This window comes from Paenibacillus sp. MZ04-78.2 (genome assembly GCF_024213375.1).
GTDB lineage: Bacteria > Bacillota > Bacilli > Paenibacillales > NBRC-103111 > Paenibacillus_G.
On record NZ_JANAVJ010000015.1, the window covers coordinates 33,205 to 51,002 of the forward strand.

At 55.1% G+C, this 17,798-nt stretch carries 20 protein-coding genes and 1 pseudogene; 11 read left to right on the forward strand and 10 right to left on the reverse strand.

What is annotated here, in order from left to right; all coding sequences use genetic code 11:
- Positions 1-41 precede the first annotated feature (41 nt).
- From NLX71_RS13250 to uptA, 6 genes and pseudogenes are all read right to left on the reverse strand, one after another.
- On the reverse strand, positions 42-311 hold the full coding sequence (locus NLX71_RS13250; protein ID WP_254364150.1) for a hypothetical protein: 270 nt from the start codon (positions 309-311) through the stop codon (positions 42-44).
- 323 nt (positions 312-634) lie between these two features.
- The gene (locus NLX71_RS13255) at positions 635-1,024 is read right to left on the reverse strand and encodes a hypothetical protein (protein WP_254364151.1); all 390 of its coding nucleotides are present in this window, start codon (positions 1,022-1,024) and stop codon (positions 635-637) included.
- A gap of 280 nt (positions 1,025-1,304) precedes the next feature.
- Positions 1,305-1,940 (reverse strand): MBL fold metallo-hydrolase, encoded by a 636-nt coding sequence (locus NLX71_RS13260; protein WP_254364152.1) that lies wholly within the window; start codon positions 1,938-1,940, stop codon positions 1,305-1,307.
- Between the two features lie 39 nt (positions 1,941-1,979).
- A complete protein-coding gene (locus NLX71_RS13265) occupies positions 1,980-2,546 on the reverse strand; it encodes a thioredoxin family protein (RefSeq protein WP_254364153.1) in 567 nt (188 codons plus the stop codon).
- Positions 2,547-2,636: 90 nt separating this feature from the next.
- A complete protein-coding gene (locus NLX71_RS13270; RefSeq protein WP_254364217.1) occupies positions 2,637-3,200 on the reverse strand; it encodes a nuclease-related domain-containing protein in 564 nt (187 codons plus the stop codon).
- Positions 3,177-3,773: pseudogene (gene uptA, locus NLX71_RS13275) on the reverse strand (undecaprenyl phosphate transporter UptA); the annotation flags it as partial. The pseudogene uptA and the gene NLX71_RS13270, both read right to left, overlap by 24 nt.
- Before the next feature lie 199 nt (positions 3,774-3,972).
- On the opposite strand from uptA, the gene NLX71_RS13280 reads away from it, so the two are divergent.
- The 5 genes from NLX71_RS13280 to NLX71_RS13300 all read left to right on the forward strand — a co-directional run bounded on the left by NLX71_RS13280 (position 3,973) and on the right by NLX71_RS13300 (position 7,563).
- Positions 3,973-4,425, forward strand: coding sequence for a MarR family winged helix-turn-helix transcriptional regulator (locus tag NLX71_RS13280; RefSeq protein WP_254364154.1), 453 nt, complete (start codon positions 3,973-3,975; stop codon positions 4,423-4,425).
- A gap of 18 nt (positions 4,426-4,443) precedes the next feature.
- Complete coding sequence (locus NLX71_RS13285) at positions 4,444-5,652, forward strand: MFS transporter (protein ID WP_254364156.1); 1,209 nt, start codon at positions 4,444-4,446, stop codon at positions 5,650-5,652.
- 169 nt (positions 5,653-5,821) lie between these two features.
- Complete coding sequence (locus NLX71_RS13290; RefSeq protein WP_254364158.1) at positions 5,822-6,280, forward strand: cupredoxin domain-containing protein; 459 nt, start codon at positions 5,822-5,824, stop codon at positions 6,278-6,280.
- A gap of 89 nt (positions 6,281-6,369) precedes the next feature.
- Entirely contained in the window at positions 6,370-6,684 is a 315-nt protein-coding gene (locus tag NLX71_RS13295) for a dehydrogenase (protein WP_254364159.1), read from the forward strand.
- Between the two features lie 108 nt (positions 6,685-6,792).
- On the forward strand, positions 6,793-7,563 hold the full coding sequence (locus NLX71_RS13300; RefSeq protein WP_254364160.1) for a substrate-binding periplasmic protein: 771 nt from the start codon (positions 6,793-6,795) through the stop codon (positions 7,561-7,563).
- Positions 7,564-7,735: 172 nt separating this feature from the next.
- On the opposite strand, the gene NLX71_RS13305 is transcribed toward NLX71_RS13300, so the two are convergent.
- Positions 7,736-9,355, reverse strand: a complete 1,620-nt coding sequence (locus tag NLX71_RS13305; RefSeq protein ID WP_254364161.1) for a sensor domain-containing diguanylate cyclase — start codon at positions 9,353-9,355, stop codon at positions 7,736-7,738.
- Between the two features lie 133 nt (positions 9,356-9,488).
- Between NLX71_RS13305 and NLX71_RS13310 the strand changes: the two genes are divergently transcribed.
- The 3 genes from NLX71_RS13310 (at position 9,489) to NLX71_RS13320 (ending at position 11,484) form a co-directional block, all read left to right on the forward strand.
- Positions 9,489-10,250 (forward strand): sulfite exporter TauE/SafE family protein, encoded by a 762-nt coding sequence (locus NLX71_RS13310; protein WP_254364162.1) that lies wholly within the window; start codon positions 9,489-9,491, stop codon positions 10,248-10,250.
- A 312-nt stretch (positions 10,251-10,562) separates the two neighbouring features.
- Positions 10,563-11,153, forward strand: coding sequence for a TetR/AcrR family transcriptional regulator (locus NLX71_RS13315; protein ID WP_254364163.1), 591 nt, complete (start codon positions 10,563-10,565; stop codon positions 11,151-11,153).
- Between the two features lie 16 nt (positions 11,154-11,169).
- Positions 11,170-11,484 carry a DMT family transporter gene (locus NLX71_RS13320; protein ID WP_254364164.1) on the forward strand — a complete coding sequence of 105 codons (315 nt, stop codon included), beginning with the start codon at positions 11,170-11,172 and terminating at the stop codon, positions 11,482-11,484.
- 123 nt (positions 11,485-11,607) lie between these two features.
- On the opposite strand, the gene yyaC is transcribed toward NLX71_RS13320, so the two are convergent.
- Positions 11,608-12,168, reverse strand: a complete 561-nt coding sequence (gene yyaC, locus NLX71_RS13325; RefSeq protein WP_254364165.1) for a spore protease YyaC — start codon at positions 12,166-12,168, stop codon at positions 11,608-11,610.
- Positions 12,169-12,324: 156 nt separating this feature from the next.
- On the opposite strand from yyaC, the gene NLX71_RS13330 reads away from it, so the two are divergent.
- The 3 genes from NLX71_RS13330 to NLX71_RS13340 all read left to right on the forward strand — a co-directional run bounded on the left by NLX71_RS13330 (position 12,325) and on the right by NLX71_RS13340 (position 15,774).
- Positions 12,325-13,557 carry a glycosyltransferase family 2 protein gene (locus NLX71_RS13330; RefSeq protein ID WP_254364166.1) on the forward strand — a complete coding sequence of 411 codons (1,233 nt, stop codon included), beginning with the start codon at positions 12,325-12,327 and terminating at the stop codon, positions 13,555-13,557.
- A gap of 62 nt (positions 13,558-13,619) precedes the next feature.
- Positions 13,620-14,315 (forward strand): copper homeostasis protein CutC, encoded by a 696-nt coding sequence (locus NLX71_RS13335; protein WP_254364167.1) that lies wholly within the window; start codon positions 13,620-13,622, stop codon positions 14,313-14,315.
- Positions 14,316-14,601: 286 nt separating this feature from the next.
- Positions 14,602-15,774 (forward strand): TolB family protein, encoded by a 1,173-nt coding sequence (locus NLX71_RS13340; protein WP_254364168.1) that lies wholly within the window; start codon positions 14,602-14,604, stop codon positions 15,772-15,774.
- Between the two features lie 99 nt (positions 15,775-15,873).
- On the opposite strand, the gene NLX71_RS13345 is transcribed toward NLX71_RS13340, so the two are convergent.
- Together NLX71_RS13345 and NLX71_RS13350 are read right to left on the reverse strand one after the other, a co-directional pair.
- Entirely contained in the window at positions 15,874-16,701 is an 828-nt protein-coding gene (locus NLX71_RS13345) for a carbohydrate ABC transporter permease (protein ID WP_254364169.1), read from the reverse strand.
- An 18-nt stretch (positions 16,702-16,719) separates the two neighbouring features.
- On the reverse strand, positions 16,720-17,601 hold the full coding sequence (locus NLX71_RS13350) for a carbohydrate ABC transporter permease (protein ID WP_254364170.1): 882 nt from the start codon (positions 17,599-17,601) through the stop codon (positions 16,720-16,722).
- Positions 17,602-17,798: the final 197 nt, after the last annotated feature.

Consider the following 17,798-nt stretch of genomic DNA (forward strand, 5'->3'; position numbering starts at 1 on the left):
AAAAAAAGCCCGGCTTATCCGGGCCCGGCATCCGATTCGATTTAAAGCATCCGTCTCCGTTTGCGGACCGGTGCCCTTCGGCCTTGCTTTTCTCCGAACGACCTGTTCCTTGCGGCCTTCATCGCTTCGCTTAGCCTCACTTGCTGCTGCTCCGCCGCCGCATTCGCCTCGGCAATCAGGTTGACCGCCTGCTTCAGCATCGGGGATATCTGCTTCGCCGACCGGTAGATCGAATTGATTTTGTCGAAAGCGGTCAAAATTTCATCCAGGCTTTCGTTGACACTGCGGAATACCGTAGGCAGCTTGCTCACCCTGCGCTCTCCCCTCTCGTTTATGCTCCGCCGTCTCGTCTACAAGCAGGTCCCGGAGCGACAGCACCGTCCGGCCGCAGCCGATTTGCTTGTGAGCCAGCGTCGCGTTGTTATGTATTTAAATTAAATTTTTCCACCCTCGCAAGGCTCCCTGCACTCTTTGCGGGATGGGACGGTTTCGCCGATTGCGATCGAACCGTCGTAACGCGCGGCAATCAACGAGCGATGCTCGGATCGAAGGACGGGCGTTACCGCAGGGAGCCTTGGCATAGCGGCGGTGGAGCCGGCAGAAAACTACCGAGCATGACCGCCTGCGCTACGCGTCAGCAATGGTGACGGTGCCTGCTGCGCAGGACAATGACCAACAAAATAAACAAGACGAGGATAATGCCTAGCGATGTCCCACACCCGAACGAAGGATAGAAGTGGTGGTGTTTTTTCTTCTTCTTCGGGAAAAAAACGTTGACCTCATTAAAGTTGTGAACATTTGCCGTTGGATAGTTCGACGTAGGAGCTACGTATGAAGGCGAGACGGCTGTCGGCATCGGAGGCATATTCGCCATCGGCGCAATATTCGGCATCGGAGCCGCGAAGGGAGCGATATTCGGCCCTGGCGCCGAAAACGGCGATACGTTCGGGGAAGGCGGAAAATTCGACGATAATGGCGACACCATGCTCTGTTTGGGGAACGCATTCGGTTGAAACTTTTCCATACAGATGAACACCTCCGTAATATTTACCCAAATTGCAAAGGTAGGCAGCGGCGCCGTACCTGCAACTTGCAGTCGCTTGGACTGGTTACGTGTTCCTATCGAACACACCAACAGTCTATGGTGTAGCACCTATAGGGAACACGGTATTCACCTAGCCGCGCAAAATTAGACGCCTGCCCCGGTAGCAGCCATCCGCGTAAATCCGCCCCCTCATGGCTCTCCGTAGCGCAGCAAAACGACCGCCGGAAACCGGCGGCCGATTGGCTAAAATGGATATCGTTTAAACGTACGGGTTATGTTCGCGCTCGTAGCCGATCGTCGTCCGGCTTCCGTGCCCGGGGTAGACGATGGTCTCATCCGGCAGCTTGAACAGCTTGTCATGAATCGAATCCAGCAGCTCCTGATGGTCGCCGCCGGGCAGATCGGTGCGTCCGACCGACAGCCGGAACAGCACGTCGCCGCCGAACAGATGGTTTCCGTAGAACAAGCTGACGCTGCCGGGGGAATGGCCCGGCGTATGAAACACTTTGAAGACGAGGCCGAGCAGCTTAAGCTCCTGCCCGTCGTCCAGCGCATACTCCGCCGGGTCGGTCGTGATCGCCCCGCCCAGCTCCGGCCACATCGTGGAGCCGTTGCGCTTCGGGTTCGTCAGCCATTCCGCCTCCGCATCGTGCAGGTACACGGGACTGCCCTTCAGACGCCGCACGGCGTCCACGCCGCCAATATGATCGAAATGAGCGTGCGTCAGGACGACCGCTTCGATCTCCATGTCTTCGATCCGCTTGAGCAGCGGCTGCGGATTCATCCCGGGATCGATGACGAAGCCGCGGTTCTCTTCGGGCAAGGAGACGAGATAAGCGTTTGTTTGCAGCGGGCCGAGCGGGAAGGTTTCGATTTTGATTTGCTTTGTTTCCATATGGTGACGAGCTCCTTTACATATACGTCGGGTGTCGGACTAGAATGTGGACAGCAGCTCGCGCAGCTCTTTCACGATCACCGTCTGGTAGCCGGTTCCTTCGCCGTACTGCTTGACCATTTCCTGGCGGGCAATCTGGATTTTGTCGTTATAATCCGGCGCTTCGCGGTCCGGGTTCTCCTGCTTGAACTTTGTCATGACCGCCTGCACGTGCGCCGGGCGCGGCCCCCAATGGCCGAGGACGAAACCGCTGAAATCGGTAAAAATGACGATCGGAATCGCTTCTCCGCCACCGGTCAAAAACTGCGCCATCACGTCCGGATGCTCTTCCTTGATCAGCACCTCCGTCGGGATGCCCGAAATTTCGAGCGCGCGGAACACGGCAGGAACGTTGTATATCACGTCGCCGCACCAGTCCGCCGCAAGGATCAGGCAGCGAAGATCGTCGCGGTTATTGAGTGATTCGAAAAACTCCTTGTCCTCTTCGCTTTCCCATACGAACAGATCGTACCATTCTTTGAATTTCTCCTGATTTTTCGTCATGCCGTCCGTAAACTGCTGCGGGGACAAGCCTTGGCGCAGCTTGGCGCTCAAGTTTTTGCTCATCACGTTTCTCCTCCTTCGGAATATGTCACACTATGGTTCATTGTACCAAAAAAAAGAGTCCGCTCCAACAAAGGAGACGGACCGGGTACGCTATTTGCTGTTCTCTTTAATCAGCTTTTCGATGGACGCTACCTCGGCGGCGCTTAACGTCCGCTTCGGCTTGTAGGACTTGATGTGATGGACGAGGCGGTCCAGCTTGAGCGTCGCAAAAGCAGGGCTCGTCCCCACAAGACGGCAGTTCGGATGCGTGAAGCATACGATGCCGACCAAATCCGCCTGTATCTGGTGCTGCTTGAACAACGCCTTCAGCACGTACTCGTGCCGGTACAGCTGCGCCGTCGGGTCCTGGCTGTGCGGCTCGTCTTGCTTTCCTTGATCGGACCGCGTCTTGACGCGTTCGACCCCTTGACCGGTAAAATGGATGTCCCCCGACCAATGCTTCGAGTCGATATGAAACACGCCGTTAGGTCCAACCACGATATGGTCGAATTCCTGCGTGCCCCCGCCTGCATGTACGCGGCGTCCGTGCAGGACACGGTACTCACCGCCAATATATTTGAGCTGATGGGCCGTGCTTTTCTCGCCTTCCTCGCCGTAGCCGTTGTTCGTGTCGGCGCGGTCGCCATTTTTGCCGGACTTCTTGCGGTTCAGCACCTTCCACAGCACATACAGCACAACAATGACGGCAACGACGATCAGAGCAGGCTTCGTATAAGGAGCGGCCACTTCACCAATTTGCTCCCAGTTATCCCCGAGCTGCTGTCCAAGGTAAACGAACAGAATCGTCCAAGGAATCGTACCGAGAAGCGTGTAGAACAAAAACTTCCACATCGGCATCCGCGCCATGCCCGCCGGGATGGAAATCGCCTGCCGCAGCACGGGGACGAAACGGGCCAGAAACACCATGACGGGACCGTACCGGTTGAACCAGCCCTCCGCAATATCGAGATGCTTGCTCTTCAGATGGAGAAACTTGCCGAATTTGTTCAAGGCCGGCCTGCCGCCGTAGCGCCCGAGCCAATACAAGATGATTTGTTGAAACATGCAGCCTATCGTGCCGAACACGATGGCGCCGATCATGGATACTTGGCCAATGGAAACCAGGTACCCTCCGTAAGCGAGGACGATTTCGCTCGGAATCACTTCGAGCATCAAGCCCAGCAGAATTCCCCATACGCCCAGCCCTTCAATAAACCGAAGCGCCGATTGAATCAAGTCATGCAGCATTGCTCTGTCCTCTTCCTCTCCGAATACTTATTTTGTCCGCTATCTCTCTCAACCAATCCTATTCTACCATAACCTCTTTCATGCCGCATCTTAACAAAGCAGGTTTCGGCACGGACGTTTGCTCCGTTTGTCGAAATCTGTTTACTTTTTTACATGTCAGACTTATAATTGTTGTGACAATTAATTCGGAATAAAGGAAGTGCTGCGATTGAATCCTAACCTGCACGAATGGTCGACCGGCTTTATTCTCGGCCAAACGTACCGGAAGATGCTGAACGTTTTGACCTCGCGACTGAAAGAGCACGACATGACGCCGGAGCAGTTTTCGGTGCTGTGCCGCTTGCACGAATCGGACGGCATCAGCCAGAAAGAAATCGCCGACCGTACGGTGAAGGATCAGCCTACGACCGCCCGCATCCTGGACTGCCTGATCCGCAAAGAACTGGTGCGCAAGCAAACGAGCGCGACGGACCGGAGATCGTTTCTCGTCTATCTGACGGAGCAAGGCCGGCATAAGCTCCAAGTGCTGATGCCGATCGAACAGCAAACGCTTGAAGACATTTTCTCATGGATGTCCGAACCCGAGCTCGAAGCCTTCAGACAAACTCATCTGCGGCTTATCGCCCATCTGGATACATTACTGAAACCTTAAGACTAGGAGAACCGCTGCATGAAGGAACAACACGACATACCCGCTTCGAAATTATGGACTCGGGACTTCGTCCTGCTTACAATCAGCAATTTATTTTTGTATTTGAATCTGCAAATGATCACTCCAGCGCTGCCCGCCTATGTTACCGAACGATTCGGGGCGGGCCAGTGGACCGTCAGTCTGGTCATCAGTCTGTTCGCTTTAGCGGCCATCGTCACCCGGTTCTTCGCTGGCGCCTGGCTTAAACGCGGGCGGACCGCGCTTATCCTGCTGCTCGGCCTTACCGTCTATACGCTGGCAACAGCGAGCTTTTATGCCGCAGGAACGCTGGCTTTATTTCTGCTCATCCGCATCTTGTACGGCATCGGATTCGGCGTGTCCAGCACGGCGTTCGGCACGATGGTGTCCGATATCATTCCGATCCGGCGGATGGGTGAAGGGATGGGGTACTTCGGCCTGTCAACGAGCTTGTCGATGTCAGCCGCTCCGCTCATCGGGTTGTGGCTGCTCGGCAGCTACGGGTTCGGCACGCTGATCCTCGTCTCGTCGCTGCTTGCGATCCTGATCATCCCGCTGTCGCTGCTGATCCGCAGCACCCCGGCCGTCCCGCAGCCGGCAACCGCCCCTTCGCCTACCGCTGCCCGGGATACACGCGGCACCTACAAACGAGTGGCGCTGCCCTGTTTTCTGAACATGCTGCTCTCGATTACGTACGGGGGTTTGATCAGCTACCTTGTCTTGTTCGGCAAAGAGGCGCATATCGGAAACGTCGGTTGGTTCTTTCTATGCAATGCCGGGGCGGTACTGCTCGTTCGCCCGGTCGCAGGCAAAATTTTCGATAAAAAAGGCCATATCGCCGTCCTGCCCCTCGGCGCGCTCATGGTAGCCGTCGGACTCGTACTGCTGTCATATACATCCAGCATGACCGTACTTCTCGCCTCGGCGCTATGCTACGGCATCGGCTATGGCGTTTTGCAGCCTTCGCTGCAAGCCTGGACCGTAAAGCAGGTAAGCCCGGAAATGCGCGGTACGGCGAACGGAACGTTCTACAACTCGATCGACCTCGGGATCGCGCTCGGTTCCCTGCTGCTGGGCGGCATCGCTTCGGGGACAAGCTATTCCACGATGTATCTGCTGTCGGCGCTTGCGATGCTTCTTTTTCTGGCTGTCTACGTCGCGGGTACGCTGGTTAAAGGCAAGCCCCAAGCTACTGCGCTGCATAAATAACGAAGTACCACAGCTGCCAACACAAAAAGGATCGCCTTCTATTCGGCCGACAGCCGGGAGGGCGATCTTTCTTTACCCGGCACTTCCCGGTTTGAAACCGATATCCGGCATGTTCAGACAAGCACCCGAATATACTCGTACAAACGATCCGAAACCGAAGGGGATGCCGATGACCAAGGTATATGTGCTGAGCCCAAAGGGGCTGAAGGGATTGAAAATCGGAGCCGCCGCCGTACTGTTAGCCGGTGCCGCGCTGCTCTTCTGGGAACGCGAAACGATTCGGACCGCGATGAGCCCCTCCGGACCCGAACGGACGATCCAGCTCGTGACCGGCGAGTTCAAGTCGACGACATCGGACGGCAAAACGATCGAAGCTTACCGCTGGGACCCGGGAACGATCTACATGAAGAAAGGCGAGCGCATCCGGCTCAGCATCTATGGCGTCAACGGCGCCAGCCATCCTTTTATCATCGAAGGCCTTAACCTTAAAGGCGAGGTGAAGAAAGGAAAAGAAACCGTCGTTTCCTTCCGCGCCTCCAAGCCGGGCGTCTACCGAATCCTCTGTCTGACCCATCCCGACATGGCGCACAACGGGCCGATGGTCGGTTATCTGGTCATCGACGATTGAGCCCCGCCCTTTTTCAAAAACCGCCTTCCGCAGTACCCGCCCGCTCTTCTTCCGCATAGCATAATGGCAGGAAGGAGATGCCGCTATCAATGAATCCAGCAAACCAAATGAAGCACAGCCGGCCATACCCGTCCGCCCGGCAAATTCGCCGCACCTGCAGCCGGGAGCTGTACCGCGCCCGCAAAAAGCTGGGACGTTACGTCCCTCAGCCAGCGGTAGAGCAGGCGGAGAAGCTGTATTACAAAAAGGTGCTGCTGAACCTGCCTTATATTTCGGAACACGCGGACAATCGCAAGGTGCTGGCGGATTGGTTCGACGAGAACGTCTGCGGCGAAGTGGCCGCTTTGTGGGAAGTGGAATCGGACGCTTTGGCCAAAGCGTTCCGGGACTCGTTCGGGGGCTGACGCCAAGCGGGTCCCTCTTTTTTTATCCGCCCGGCCTCCCGAATTGCATAACCGCCCCTCGAAAGACAAACAATACCTTTGTTTACCTGAAAAGGAGGTACGAAGGGAATGGATGTCGCAATTCGCAGCGGACGGGGAATCGGACTGCTGGCCGTCCTCTTGACGCTCTTGATCGCGGGATGCGGCGAGGAAAAACCGGTCAAAGTCGGGATAGAAAGCAATTTCCGCCCGTTCACGTATACCGAGGACGGAGAGAACAAAGGGTTCGAAGTGGAGCTGTGGAAAGCGATCGCGCAAAAAGCAAACTTGCAATACGAGCTTGTTCCGATGACGCAAGGGGAGCTGAACAAAGCCGTGAAATCCGGCCAAGTGGACATGGCGATCGCGGGGATGACCGTCAACAAAGCCCGCAAGGATAACTTTGCGTTTTCCGATCCGTATTTTCAGACCGGGCTGGTCCTGCTTACCACTTCGGACAATGAGGATATTAAGAGCAAGGACGATCTGACCGGGAAAGTCATCGGAACCAAAAACGGCTCGACCTCTTATATTTATGCCGGCGGAATCCAAGGCACCAAAGAAGTCCGAGGCTATCCCGATATCTCGGATGCTTACACCGATTTGAAAAATAAAAAGCTGGACGCGGTCATTTTCGACGAGCGCAATGTCCACCACTTCCTGCAAAACGACGGGGAAGGCAAAGTGAAGATGGTCGGAGAAGTGCTGAACAAAGAAAGCTACGCCATTGTTACGAAAAAGAAAAGCAAGCATCTCGGGAGAATCAACGGCGCAATCGAAGCTCTCGGCAAAGACGGAACGTACGAAGCGTTATACGTGAAGTGGTTCGGCAGCAAGCCTAAGAAGCTGCCGGGGCAGTAATCCTTTTCAGGCCGCCATCCGCGGCCTTTTCTCATGATATAACCGGAAGCCAGCGCTTCGATCCGGTCCGACGGGTACACATGAGTGCCCGGAGTTACCGCGAAGCGCCGCTTCGAGCATGCTTGCCACCGTTTGCGCGGCGATCGGCTTGTACGGCCGCAGCGGTGGCCGATCAGCCGTCTTCCCCCGGATCGGTCTCCCATTCAACCCGGTTGCGGCCGAGCTGCTTGGCCCGGTATAGCGCTTTGTCCCCCTTTTCGATCATGTGCTCCAGCGGCGGTCTCGCGGCCGACCCTTCGACTGATCCTGTACACGCTGCGCCGCCGATACTAACCGTCAGTGCAATGCATACGCCGTCCTCTTCGTAAGGATCCGCAGCTATGGCCCGGCAGATCGTCTCCGCCAAGGCTCTGGCCTGCATCGCCCCCAAGCGCAGCGCAAGCACCATAAATTCCTCTCCGCCGTATCGGGCGGCTAATTCGTCGCCTCCCGTCTGCCTCTGCAGCACACCCGCCACATGCCGCAGTACCCGGTCTCCAACCAAATGGCCGTGGCTATCGTTGACCTGCTTGAAGTAATCGATGTCGATTAACAGCACCGAGCACGGATACCCCGCTTCCAAGGCCCGAAGCAGCCGATGGCTGGCGTTCTGCATCATATACCGGCGATTGTACAGCTCGGTGAGCGGATCGATCATAGCCGACTCTTCGAGCAGCTTGACTGTCGTTTTCAGCTTACGGCTCATCAGATTGTAATTATCGCACAGCTCCTGAAGCTCGGCGGGGGCATTCTTGAAGACAGCCGGGTCGATACGGTATCCGTATTGCCCTTCCTTGATGATGCGGGTGCCCTGCAGCAAAAATTCGAGCGGACGTTCGATCCGCCGCGTAAGAATAACGATACCGCTGAAGCTTAGCATCAGCGTAACCAACGTGATGGCGATGAAAACGAGCATCAGCCCGTACAAATTCGCATTCAGTTCCTTCTTGCTCACTTCGCCTATCAGCAGCCAGCGGTGGCCGGCTATCCACTGATACGAACCGAACACGATGTCTCCCTTGTAATTGGCATACGCCTCCTTCGAGACCGACTGCGCCGCTGCCCGGCGTGTAATGTCCGTCGAGATCGGCAGCGGGTTCTGGCGTACGTCTTCGATAAAGCGCGGCTTCGTCATCGGCACGCCGACCCGGTCGAGAAGATAAAAATCCCCCGTCTCCCCGGACTTCAGGGAACCCACCACACGCTGAATCGTCTCCAGCTTAACCGAGCCGAGCAGCAGCCCGCTCCATCGTCCCTCTTGGTCATAGGTAGGCGCCGAGAAAATAATGACCGGTTCGCCGGAGGCTTGTCCGATGACGACATCCGACATCGACGATTTTCCCTGTTTCGCAGCCCAATAAGAATCGCGCTCGTTGACCTGGAGGCCGATAGCCGAATAGGTATCCACTTCCGTGACACCGTCTGTGTTCACATAGGATAGCGAAGAGAAATCTTTCTGCAATACGGTGAAATCGCGGAAGATTTCCTCCATCAAGGGCTTGTTCAGCGTTCTGACAGCGTCTTCCTCGGTAAGCAGACGCATATCCAGCGTTCGCTCCTGCACCCACCGGTCGATGAACAACGTCTGCAGACTCAGATTGTCCGATAAATTGCGCAGCGCCTCCGCCTGAGTTTCCTGCTGATACAATATATATAAGGCGATGTTGATCGAAAGCCCGAGCATGAGAATGGCCAGCGCAATCCACAGACGAAAACGCTGCTTCACCGTCCGGGGCCGCATGAAACGAATCATGGACCCTCTCCTCTCCCAAGTAATGTCCCCAACAAATTGACATTGTACAAACCCGTATTTTTTTTTATACTTTTTAAATGCATTCGTTTCGGTCCGCCAGTATATCACTTGACGTCGTAAGGAGAAATTGCACGTGGAACTGCCCTCATTCGATATGATCCTGTTTCTTGTTATTGTCGGGTTCGCCGCCGCCTTCATCGACTCCGTCGTCGGAGGAGGGGGACTCATCGCCGTTCCCGCGCTGATGTTCACCGGACTTCCAACCAATATGGTGCTCGGAACGAACAAGCTGGGGGGAACGCTATCCTCGTTAACCAGCACCGTCTCCTTTTTATTTTCCGGCAAAATTAACGGCAAGCTGGTGCTGCTCCTGTTTCCATTGTCCTTCATCGGATCGGCTCTCGGCACGTATACGATTCATCTGGTGCCGTCCACGTTTTTGAAGCCGATGGTGGTCGGTCTTCTGATCGTCATTCTCATCTATACGCTGCTGAAAAAAAACTGGGACGGTTCGGGACAGAAGGTCCGGTTTACGTTCGCCAGCGGGCTTGCGACGGCGGTTTGCGCGTTCGCCTTGGGCTTTTACGACGGATTTTTCGGTCCCGGCACCGGCTCGTTCCTGCTTTTTCTGTTTCTGATGCTGGGATTCGATTTCGTAGGCGCTTCGGCCAATGCCAAGGTGCTCAATTTTGCCAGCAATTTCGCTTCCTTAGCGTCGTTTTTCTGGCTAAAGTCGGTGCATCTCGGCTACGGTTTGCCGATGGGCTTGTCCATGATCGCCGGCTCGATCGTCGGCTCTCAGGTTGCCATCCGCCAGGGCTCCAAGTACGTGAAGCCGCTATTTATCGGAATTACCGCCATATTGATCGGCAAGCAAATCTGGGACATGCTATAAACGCCGCAGGGAGGTCGTTACGCCTGAGGAAAACAGGCCTGCGACCTCTCTGCATAGCATTCGACATTTTCCTGCCAAATCCCTCTTTTTCTCATCCGCCAAAGACCATGCAGGTTGACAGATGATCCGTCGGCCAAATTTGCTTCTTTTGATTGCTGGTCAGTTCGGCGTACGGATCGCGGACCACATGCGGATCGCTCACTGGACGAACCGGGATATGTGTAATTTTTTTGAATGAAGAAGGTTGATCCGGAAGGAAAGTTGGTCTATAATGAACACAACCTAATTATCGTTAGTTAGGAGGTTGTATTCATGACAGTACACAAAATCAAAGCCTCCGCGCTGCGGCTCTTCTCGCAGAACAGCTACGACGCGGTGCCGCTATCGGAAATCGCCAAAGAGGTTGGGATCAAGACGCCTTCGCTCTACGCGCATTTCAAGAGCAAGGAAGAGCTGTTTCTGGCCGTATACGACGATTGTCTGGCCGAACACGCCTCCCGTGTCCGGCAATTGACCGATACACTGACCGGGCTCGGCGCGGAGCAAAAGCTGCAGGCGATTCTGCTTGACGTGTGCCGCACCTACTTGCTTAGCGAGGAATACGCGACCTTTCTTAAACGGACGATGCTGTTCCCGCCGAATGCGCTGCAGGAAGTGCTGCGCGAACGGTTTGCCGCGTCGGAGGAGCAGCTTACCGAGCTGCTGAGGAAGGTTTTCGAGGAGGGCATGGCTTCGGGCGTACTGCGCCGCGAACGTTCCGAGGATTTGACCGCCTCGTTCTACTGCCTGCTGGACGGTTCGTTCCTGCAGCAGTTCTATTACCGGCCCGACGACTGGGAGCATCGGCTGAAAGCCGTTTGGTCCATCTACTGGAAAGGCATTGCGGAAGACAGAACATCCTAGAAGGGAGCAATTTATCATGGCATGGGTTTATTTGGCTATTGCAGGGGTTATGGAGGTCGTATGGGCGGTCGGTTTAAAATATACGCAAGGCTGGACTCGGTTTTGGCCGAGCGTCTTGACGATCGTTGGGTTGATTATAAGCTTTTATTTTCTCTCTCAAGCGCTCAAGACGCTGCCGCTCGGAACGGCTTACGCGATATGGACCGGTATCGGCGCGATCGGTACGGTGATCGTGGGAATGCTTTTTCTGGGCGAGCCGCGCGATCTGCTGCGGTTTCTGTTCCTGCTGTGCATCGTCGGCGGCATCGTCGGATTGAAGGCAACGGCATAACCTCATGCGATTGCGCGCAAAGAAATCAGCAGAGCCGCTGCTCCAAGAACTGGAGCGGCGGCTCTGTTGCTGAGCGACGGCATCCGGCGGCATATTGCTGACCCTGCGGACGGCCGCTCTATTTCATGCTTCTTCCCTGATCTGCGGACAAGCCGCTTCCTCCGGCGGGAATACGCTGCGGATGGCCGAGACGACTTCTTGGGCCATGCTCATGACGCGGAATAAGGAAGTGCTTTGCAGAATCGCATATTTTTGCCCGGCATCCACATTGACGATCCCGGCAATCGAATAGTCGCCGACGTGCGGAAGCTGCTTGCCGACCGACTTGCCCGGCTCCAGCGGACGGTTGGACACCTGGTACCAGGCTAAAGAGGCGGCCTGGCCGAGACAAGCGTCGATCGCAATCACAGTTTTCCCCTGCGGAATTTCATTCAGCCGCTCCCGCATGTTGCTTGCATCGAACGGATGGGCAAGCGTACCGATCACTTGCGGATACCCCGCTTCCTGCAGCATCGTGCCGGCCAGCGGTCCGAGAGCGTCGCCCGTCGAGCGGTCGGTGCCGATGCACAGAAACACCAAGTCTCCTGCCGTCAGGCCGCGCATTCGAATCATACGCAAAAAATCGGGCAGCTCGGCAGCCTTCAGCTTTTTGCGGAATAACGGCTGCGCCTGCTCATTCGTCATTTCGTTTCCCCTTTCCGTTAGTTTTATATAGTAGCATACTGCATGGGAATACCGCTTTCAACATTTGTTCCTACAGCGCGAGACGTGCTATAATTCGAACAAAGCAAGGTGAGCGCAAGTACAGCTCAGAACCGGCGGAAGGCAGGGATCAACCCGATGGGGGTCATGGACATATGGGCGCTGGCGGCGCTTGCCTACTGGCTGTTCATGCTGTGGGACACGCTGCGGGCGCGGCAGTGGATGCTGAAGCTTCCCCGCCCGGAGCCGGGACAAGCGGGATGGAGAACGGGCAAGACTCCTCAGGACGGCAAAGAATCCGAAGCGCCTCTCGTCTCGATTATTATCGCGGCGAAAGAAGAGGAATCGTCCATCATCGAAACGGTGAAGCATCTGCTCGGGCAAACGTACCCCCGGCTCGAAATCATCGCCGTGAACGATCGCTCGCAGGATACGACCGGCCGCAAGCTGGACGAGCTGCGGCGGTGGTCCGAGGGACGAGCCGGCATCGGCGTGCCGCTGCGGGTCATTCACATCACGTCACTGCCATCCGGCTGGCTTGGCAAAAATCATGCGCTGTACCAAGGCTATTTGCAGGCGCGGGGCAAATATTTGCTGTTCACGGACGCCGACGTGCAGTTCGAGCCGGGAACGGTGGAGGATGCGGTCCGCTTCCTGCAGGAGCAGCAGGCGGATCATGTGACGCTGGCCCCCCGGATGCTTGTCCGCGGCTTATGGCTTCGCACGTTCGTGCAATATTTCTTTTTTACGCTCAGTCTCTACGTCCGTCCGTGGCGGGGGAACGATGATTTCCAGCATCGTCACGGGATGGGGATCGGAGCCTTCAATCTGATCACAAGACAGGCGTACGAACGGATCGGCACGCACCGGGCCATCGCGCTGCGGCCGGACGACGATCTCCAGCTCGGACGGAGGGTCAAGGAAGCCCGGCTCCGGCAGCGGATCGCCTCCGGCACGGAGCATATTGCCGTCGAATGGTACTCAAGCCTCGGCGAAGCGATTCGCGGTCTGGAGAAAAATCTGTTCTCCGGCTTCGGCTACCGCTTAAGCGTCGCAGCTCTCGGCGTGCTCGGCCAGCTTGCGCTATTCTTATTTCCATGGGCAGGCATGCTGCTTCTGTCCGGCCCGGCGGCCTGGGGATTCGCTCTGTCGGTTGTGCTGATGCTCGTCATCTATTTTCTGCTGATCCGCTCGATCACCGGAGAAGGCGGCTTCGAGGCGCTGCTGATGCCGCTGACCGTCGTTCTGTTATGTTATATCGTCACCCGCTCCGTCTGGCTGACCCTGCGACAGGGCGGGATTTATTGGAGGGGCACCTTCTATTCCCTGAAAGAGCTCAGGCGAATGAAAGCCCGCGATGGTTCCGATTGATGCGCGCTTGTTTTTTCAATTCGCATATTTCCCAAATTTATATATAAAAGGAGCTTGTCAACATGATCTTGGAAGTCATTGCCACGAGCGTGACCGATGCAATTATTGCCGAAAAAAACGGAGCGGGACGAATCGAGCTCATTTCCGGCATCTGCGAAGGCGGCGTAACTCCAAGCTATGGACTCATCGAGCAGGTTGTCGCTTCGGTCAGCATTCCCGTCAATGTCATGATTCGCCCGCACAGCAATTCGTTCTGTTACGACGAATGGGACCTCGAAACGATGCTGACGGATATTCGGACGGTGCGGCGTCTCGGCGCTGCCGGAATCGTAACCGGCTGCTTGACGCCGGAACGCAAGGTGGATACGGAGCTGCTCGAGAAGCTGCTGGCCGAGGTCGGCGAATTGTCGGTTACCTTTCACCGGGCGATTGACGAAACGGACGATCTGGAAGACACGCTGCACGTGCTCGCCGGGTATCCGCAAATCCACCGTGTACTGACGTCCGGCGGCAAGCCGAGCGTGCTGGATGCCCGGGACGAGATTCTCCGGCTGCAGGCCGCCGAGTTGTCGCGTCCAATCGCCATTCTCGCAGGCAGCGGACTGAACCTCCAATCGCTGGCCTCGTTTATTCGGGATACCGACGTACAAGAGGTACATATGGGCACCGGCGTGCGCCGCGGAAACCGTGCGCAGGATACGGTTGACCCCGAGCTCGTACGGGCGGCGGCGGATATCGTCGCAAGATTTTCCAAGTAAAGGCGCTTCATTCGATTCATCACAGCCGTGCGGCACAAGCCGGACGGCTTTTTCCTATGTGACGCGCAAAAATCGAGTATGGCATCCTTCTCCCCCAAGCGTTTCCTCCTCTCATCCTCTCGACAAACTGTGACGGTATAAGCTATTTTTTTGACCCTGGCTAGTTCGAAGTTACCATTTTATTCAGAAGCTATTGAAAATATGAACCTCATCCTGTAGCCTTGATATAGTCAGGAAAATATAGTTATTTATTGTATTATTTAGATTTTCAGGCTGAGGTGGAATTATGGGGTCTAAGCAAATAGTAAACCGCTTTCATATCATCGCGTTAATTTTAATCCTTATTGTCGGTCTTTCGTGGATCGTGCACCTGCTGATCACAAGCTATCAGGGGCTGAAAGGCGCTCAAGCCTATAAAGGCTGGCTTGCGGGCATTACGGCCGACGGCACGGGGAGCCTGCTTGTCGCTTATCGTCCGGAGCCGGTCGAGAGCAAGACGATTTTAAAGCTGCCGAACGTGACTCCGGACAATTTCGGGGTAATCTGCCCAAACGGGACAAAAGCCGCCTACACCCAATGGAACGAGCAGCAGACGGTCAGGTATCTGGTTGTTCAGTCCCTGACAAGCGCCAAGCAGCACGTATTTTTCGACGACCTCCCCGCGATGAACGAAATCAAGACGATCTCGTGGTTCCCCGATCACCGGAGGATCTTGTTCGTGAAAAGCGACCAAACTACTCATGTCGATCAGGAGATCGGTGTGTTGGATACGGGCAGCGGAAAAGTCGAGACCTTGGTCAAGGGCGGAATTCGGTTGGTCAAGCGAGCGGAAGAAGAGAAAGGGGAAGAACGGATGAAGTTTTATATGACCCAAGACGAACTGGATCAAATCGTCAAAATGTACGGAGGGAAGCCGGTTCCGCTCGACGACGCCGGAGAGTATTTGATGGTCGAGTTTGCTGCGCCGGTCCTTTCCCCCGACGGGAATCGGATCGTGTACAGCGCCACATTGAACCGCAATTATGCCAAAGGAAAACATGTTCCGCTATGGCTGGCCTCAAGCCTGTGGGTCTACGACCTGACGAGCGGTCAAAATAAAATGATCTATTCCCCTTCCGACCGTTCGGCCATCGGGAATGCTGTCTGGACGTCGGACGGCAGGCATGTTGCTTTCATCAGCTACACCGGGGCCAACGGGGAAGGCGGAGCGATTGAATATATGGATCTGGCGAGCGCGCAGGTTAAAACGATTTTCCCGCCGTCTACCGAGCATCACAATAACCTGAACCTGATTGCGCTGGAACGCAACGAACTTTCCTTTATTTCTGCGCCGAAGCCGGGAACCTTAAAGGATGCGAAAAGGTGGATTTTGAACCCGGAAACGGGAGAAAAGCGGTTGATGCCGGTCCAAATCAGGGGGCAAAACGCGCTGCTGCGGAATTTTTCAAACGTACAGTAAAGGTTACTTAAAAACACAAGGCGCTGAAAGCCCTTCTGCCGGGCTTTCAGCCGATCATGCCGGAGTCCTTCCCAAGAAAGCCGGCCTCACTCGTTTCTTTTACTCCTTCACAGCTCCCGCGCTCAGACCAGACTCCACCTTTTCCTGAAACAGCAAATAGATGGCAATGGTCGGAATGATCGTGAGAATGATGCCCGCGAACGTCGGACCCATCTGCGAGCTGCCCCGTTCTCCCACGAAGGACATCAGCGCCATCGAAATGTTGAACATGCTCCGGTCATTGACCATAATGACGTTCCAAATCAAATCGTTGTAAATATCGAAAAAGGCCAAAATTCCCGCCGTCGAGATGGCCGGCATGGACAAAGGCGTCAAAATCCGAAACAGCAGCGTCGCCGGACCGCAGCCGTCCATGACCGCCGATTCGTCGATTTCCTTGTTAATTCCTTTCATAAATCCGGTAATCAAAAAAATCGTAAGCGGCAGTTGAAACGTTGCGTACAGCACGATCATGACGAAATAGTTGTTAAAGCCGTTGAACGAGCCGATCATCCGGGAAATCGGAATGACGAGAGAATAGACGGGGATCATCAGCCCCATGATGAAATAAATATATAAAGCGCCGTTCCACCTCATCGAGATCCGGGTCAGAATAAACGACGCCATAGTTCCCAAGACCAAGGTCAAAAGCGTGCCTGCAATCGCATAAATGAAGGAGTTCCATACGGCTTTATCAATATGTGCGGTGACAAAAGCGAGCTTGTAGTTGCTCCAGCGCCATACCTCGGGCAGCGAGAAGACGTTATTGTAAATTTCCAGATTGTCCTTGAGCGAAGAAATCACCGAAAAAAACAACGGATACATAAAAATAACCGCGCAAAGCGTAGAAAACAAATATGCCGGAATTTTATACGAGCGAAGCGTCATGTTCCATTTCACCTGCCTTTATTTCATCGTCTTCGTGTTCATCAGCTTGTTGAGTACGACCGTCGATAAGAGCGCTGCTACGATAATGAAGGTCCCGATGGCGTTGCCCATCCCGAAGTTGTTGTATTTAAAGGACTCGTAATAGAGCAGCGTGGTAGGCACATCCGTAGCGCCGTTCGGTCCTCCGCCGGTCATGACGAAAATTTGTCCGAACACGCGAAGCGACTGCGTAACGGCCAGAATCGAGAAAATTTTCAGCGTCTCCTTCATCATCGGCACGGTAATGTACCAAAGCCGTTTGAACCCGACCGCTCCGTCCATGGCCGCCGCCTCGTACAATTGCTCCGGAATCGCCACCATCCCGCTGGCAAATATGATCATGTTCAGCCCGCAGTAAATCCAGGCGTTGACCACCACAACAACGTAGATGGCAATGGCCGGTTCGCCGAGCCAATCGTGGGTCAGCGAGCTTGCGCCGATCGCCGACAGCACCATGTTGACGAGGCCACCCTCCCCTTTGAGCAAAAACTGCCACATCAAGCCGACGGCCGTGAGCGGGAGCACGGAAGGCATAAAGAAGGCGATCTTGAAAAACCGTCTTCCCTTCATCTTGCTGGTGACGATATGCGCCAGTGCGAAAGCGACCGGCAAAATGAGCAAGAACGAAGCCAGGATAAACACGCCGATATTTTTGAGCGAACGGTAAAATTCAGGCTTTTGAAACATGGCGCTGTAGTTTTGCAGCCCGACGTATTCCATGGCGACGTTCTTGATGCCGTTCCAGCTAAAAAAGGACATGTAAGCCGTCTGAAAGATCGGCACGATGAACGCCAGCGTATATAGCAAGAGCGCCGGCAGCAAAAAAACGGCTGCGATAAAATAAGGCTTTCGGCCGACCATGTTGTTCCCCTCCTCCGAGTTTTCCGCAGGAAAACTAACTTCGTAAGCATTCGCTGAGTTTTCCGTAGGAAAACTAGCTTTTGTAGTTTAACAATTCTCCAATAAATAGAAGGTGGGGTATATCCCGGAAGAGTGAAACGTCCGCCTTTGAACCCCGCGAAAACACCTCTACTTTTAATCAAACTTTCGCGGGGTTC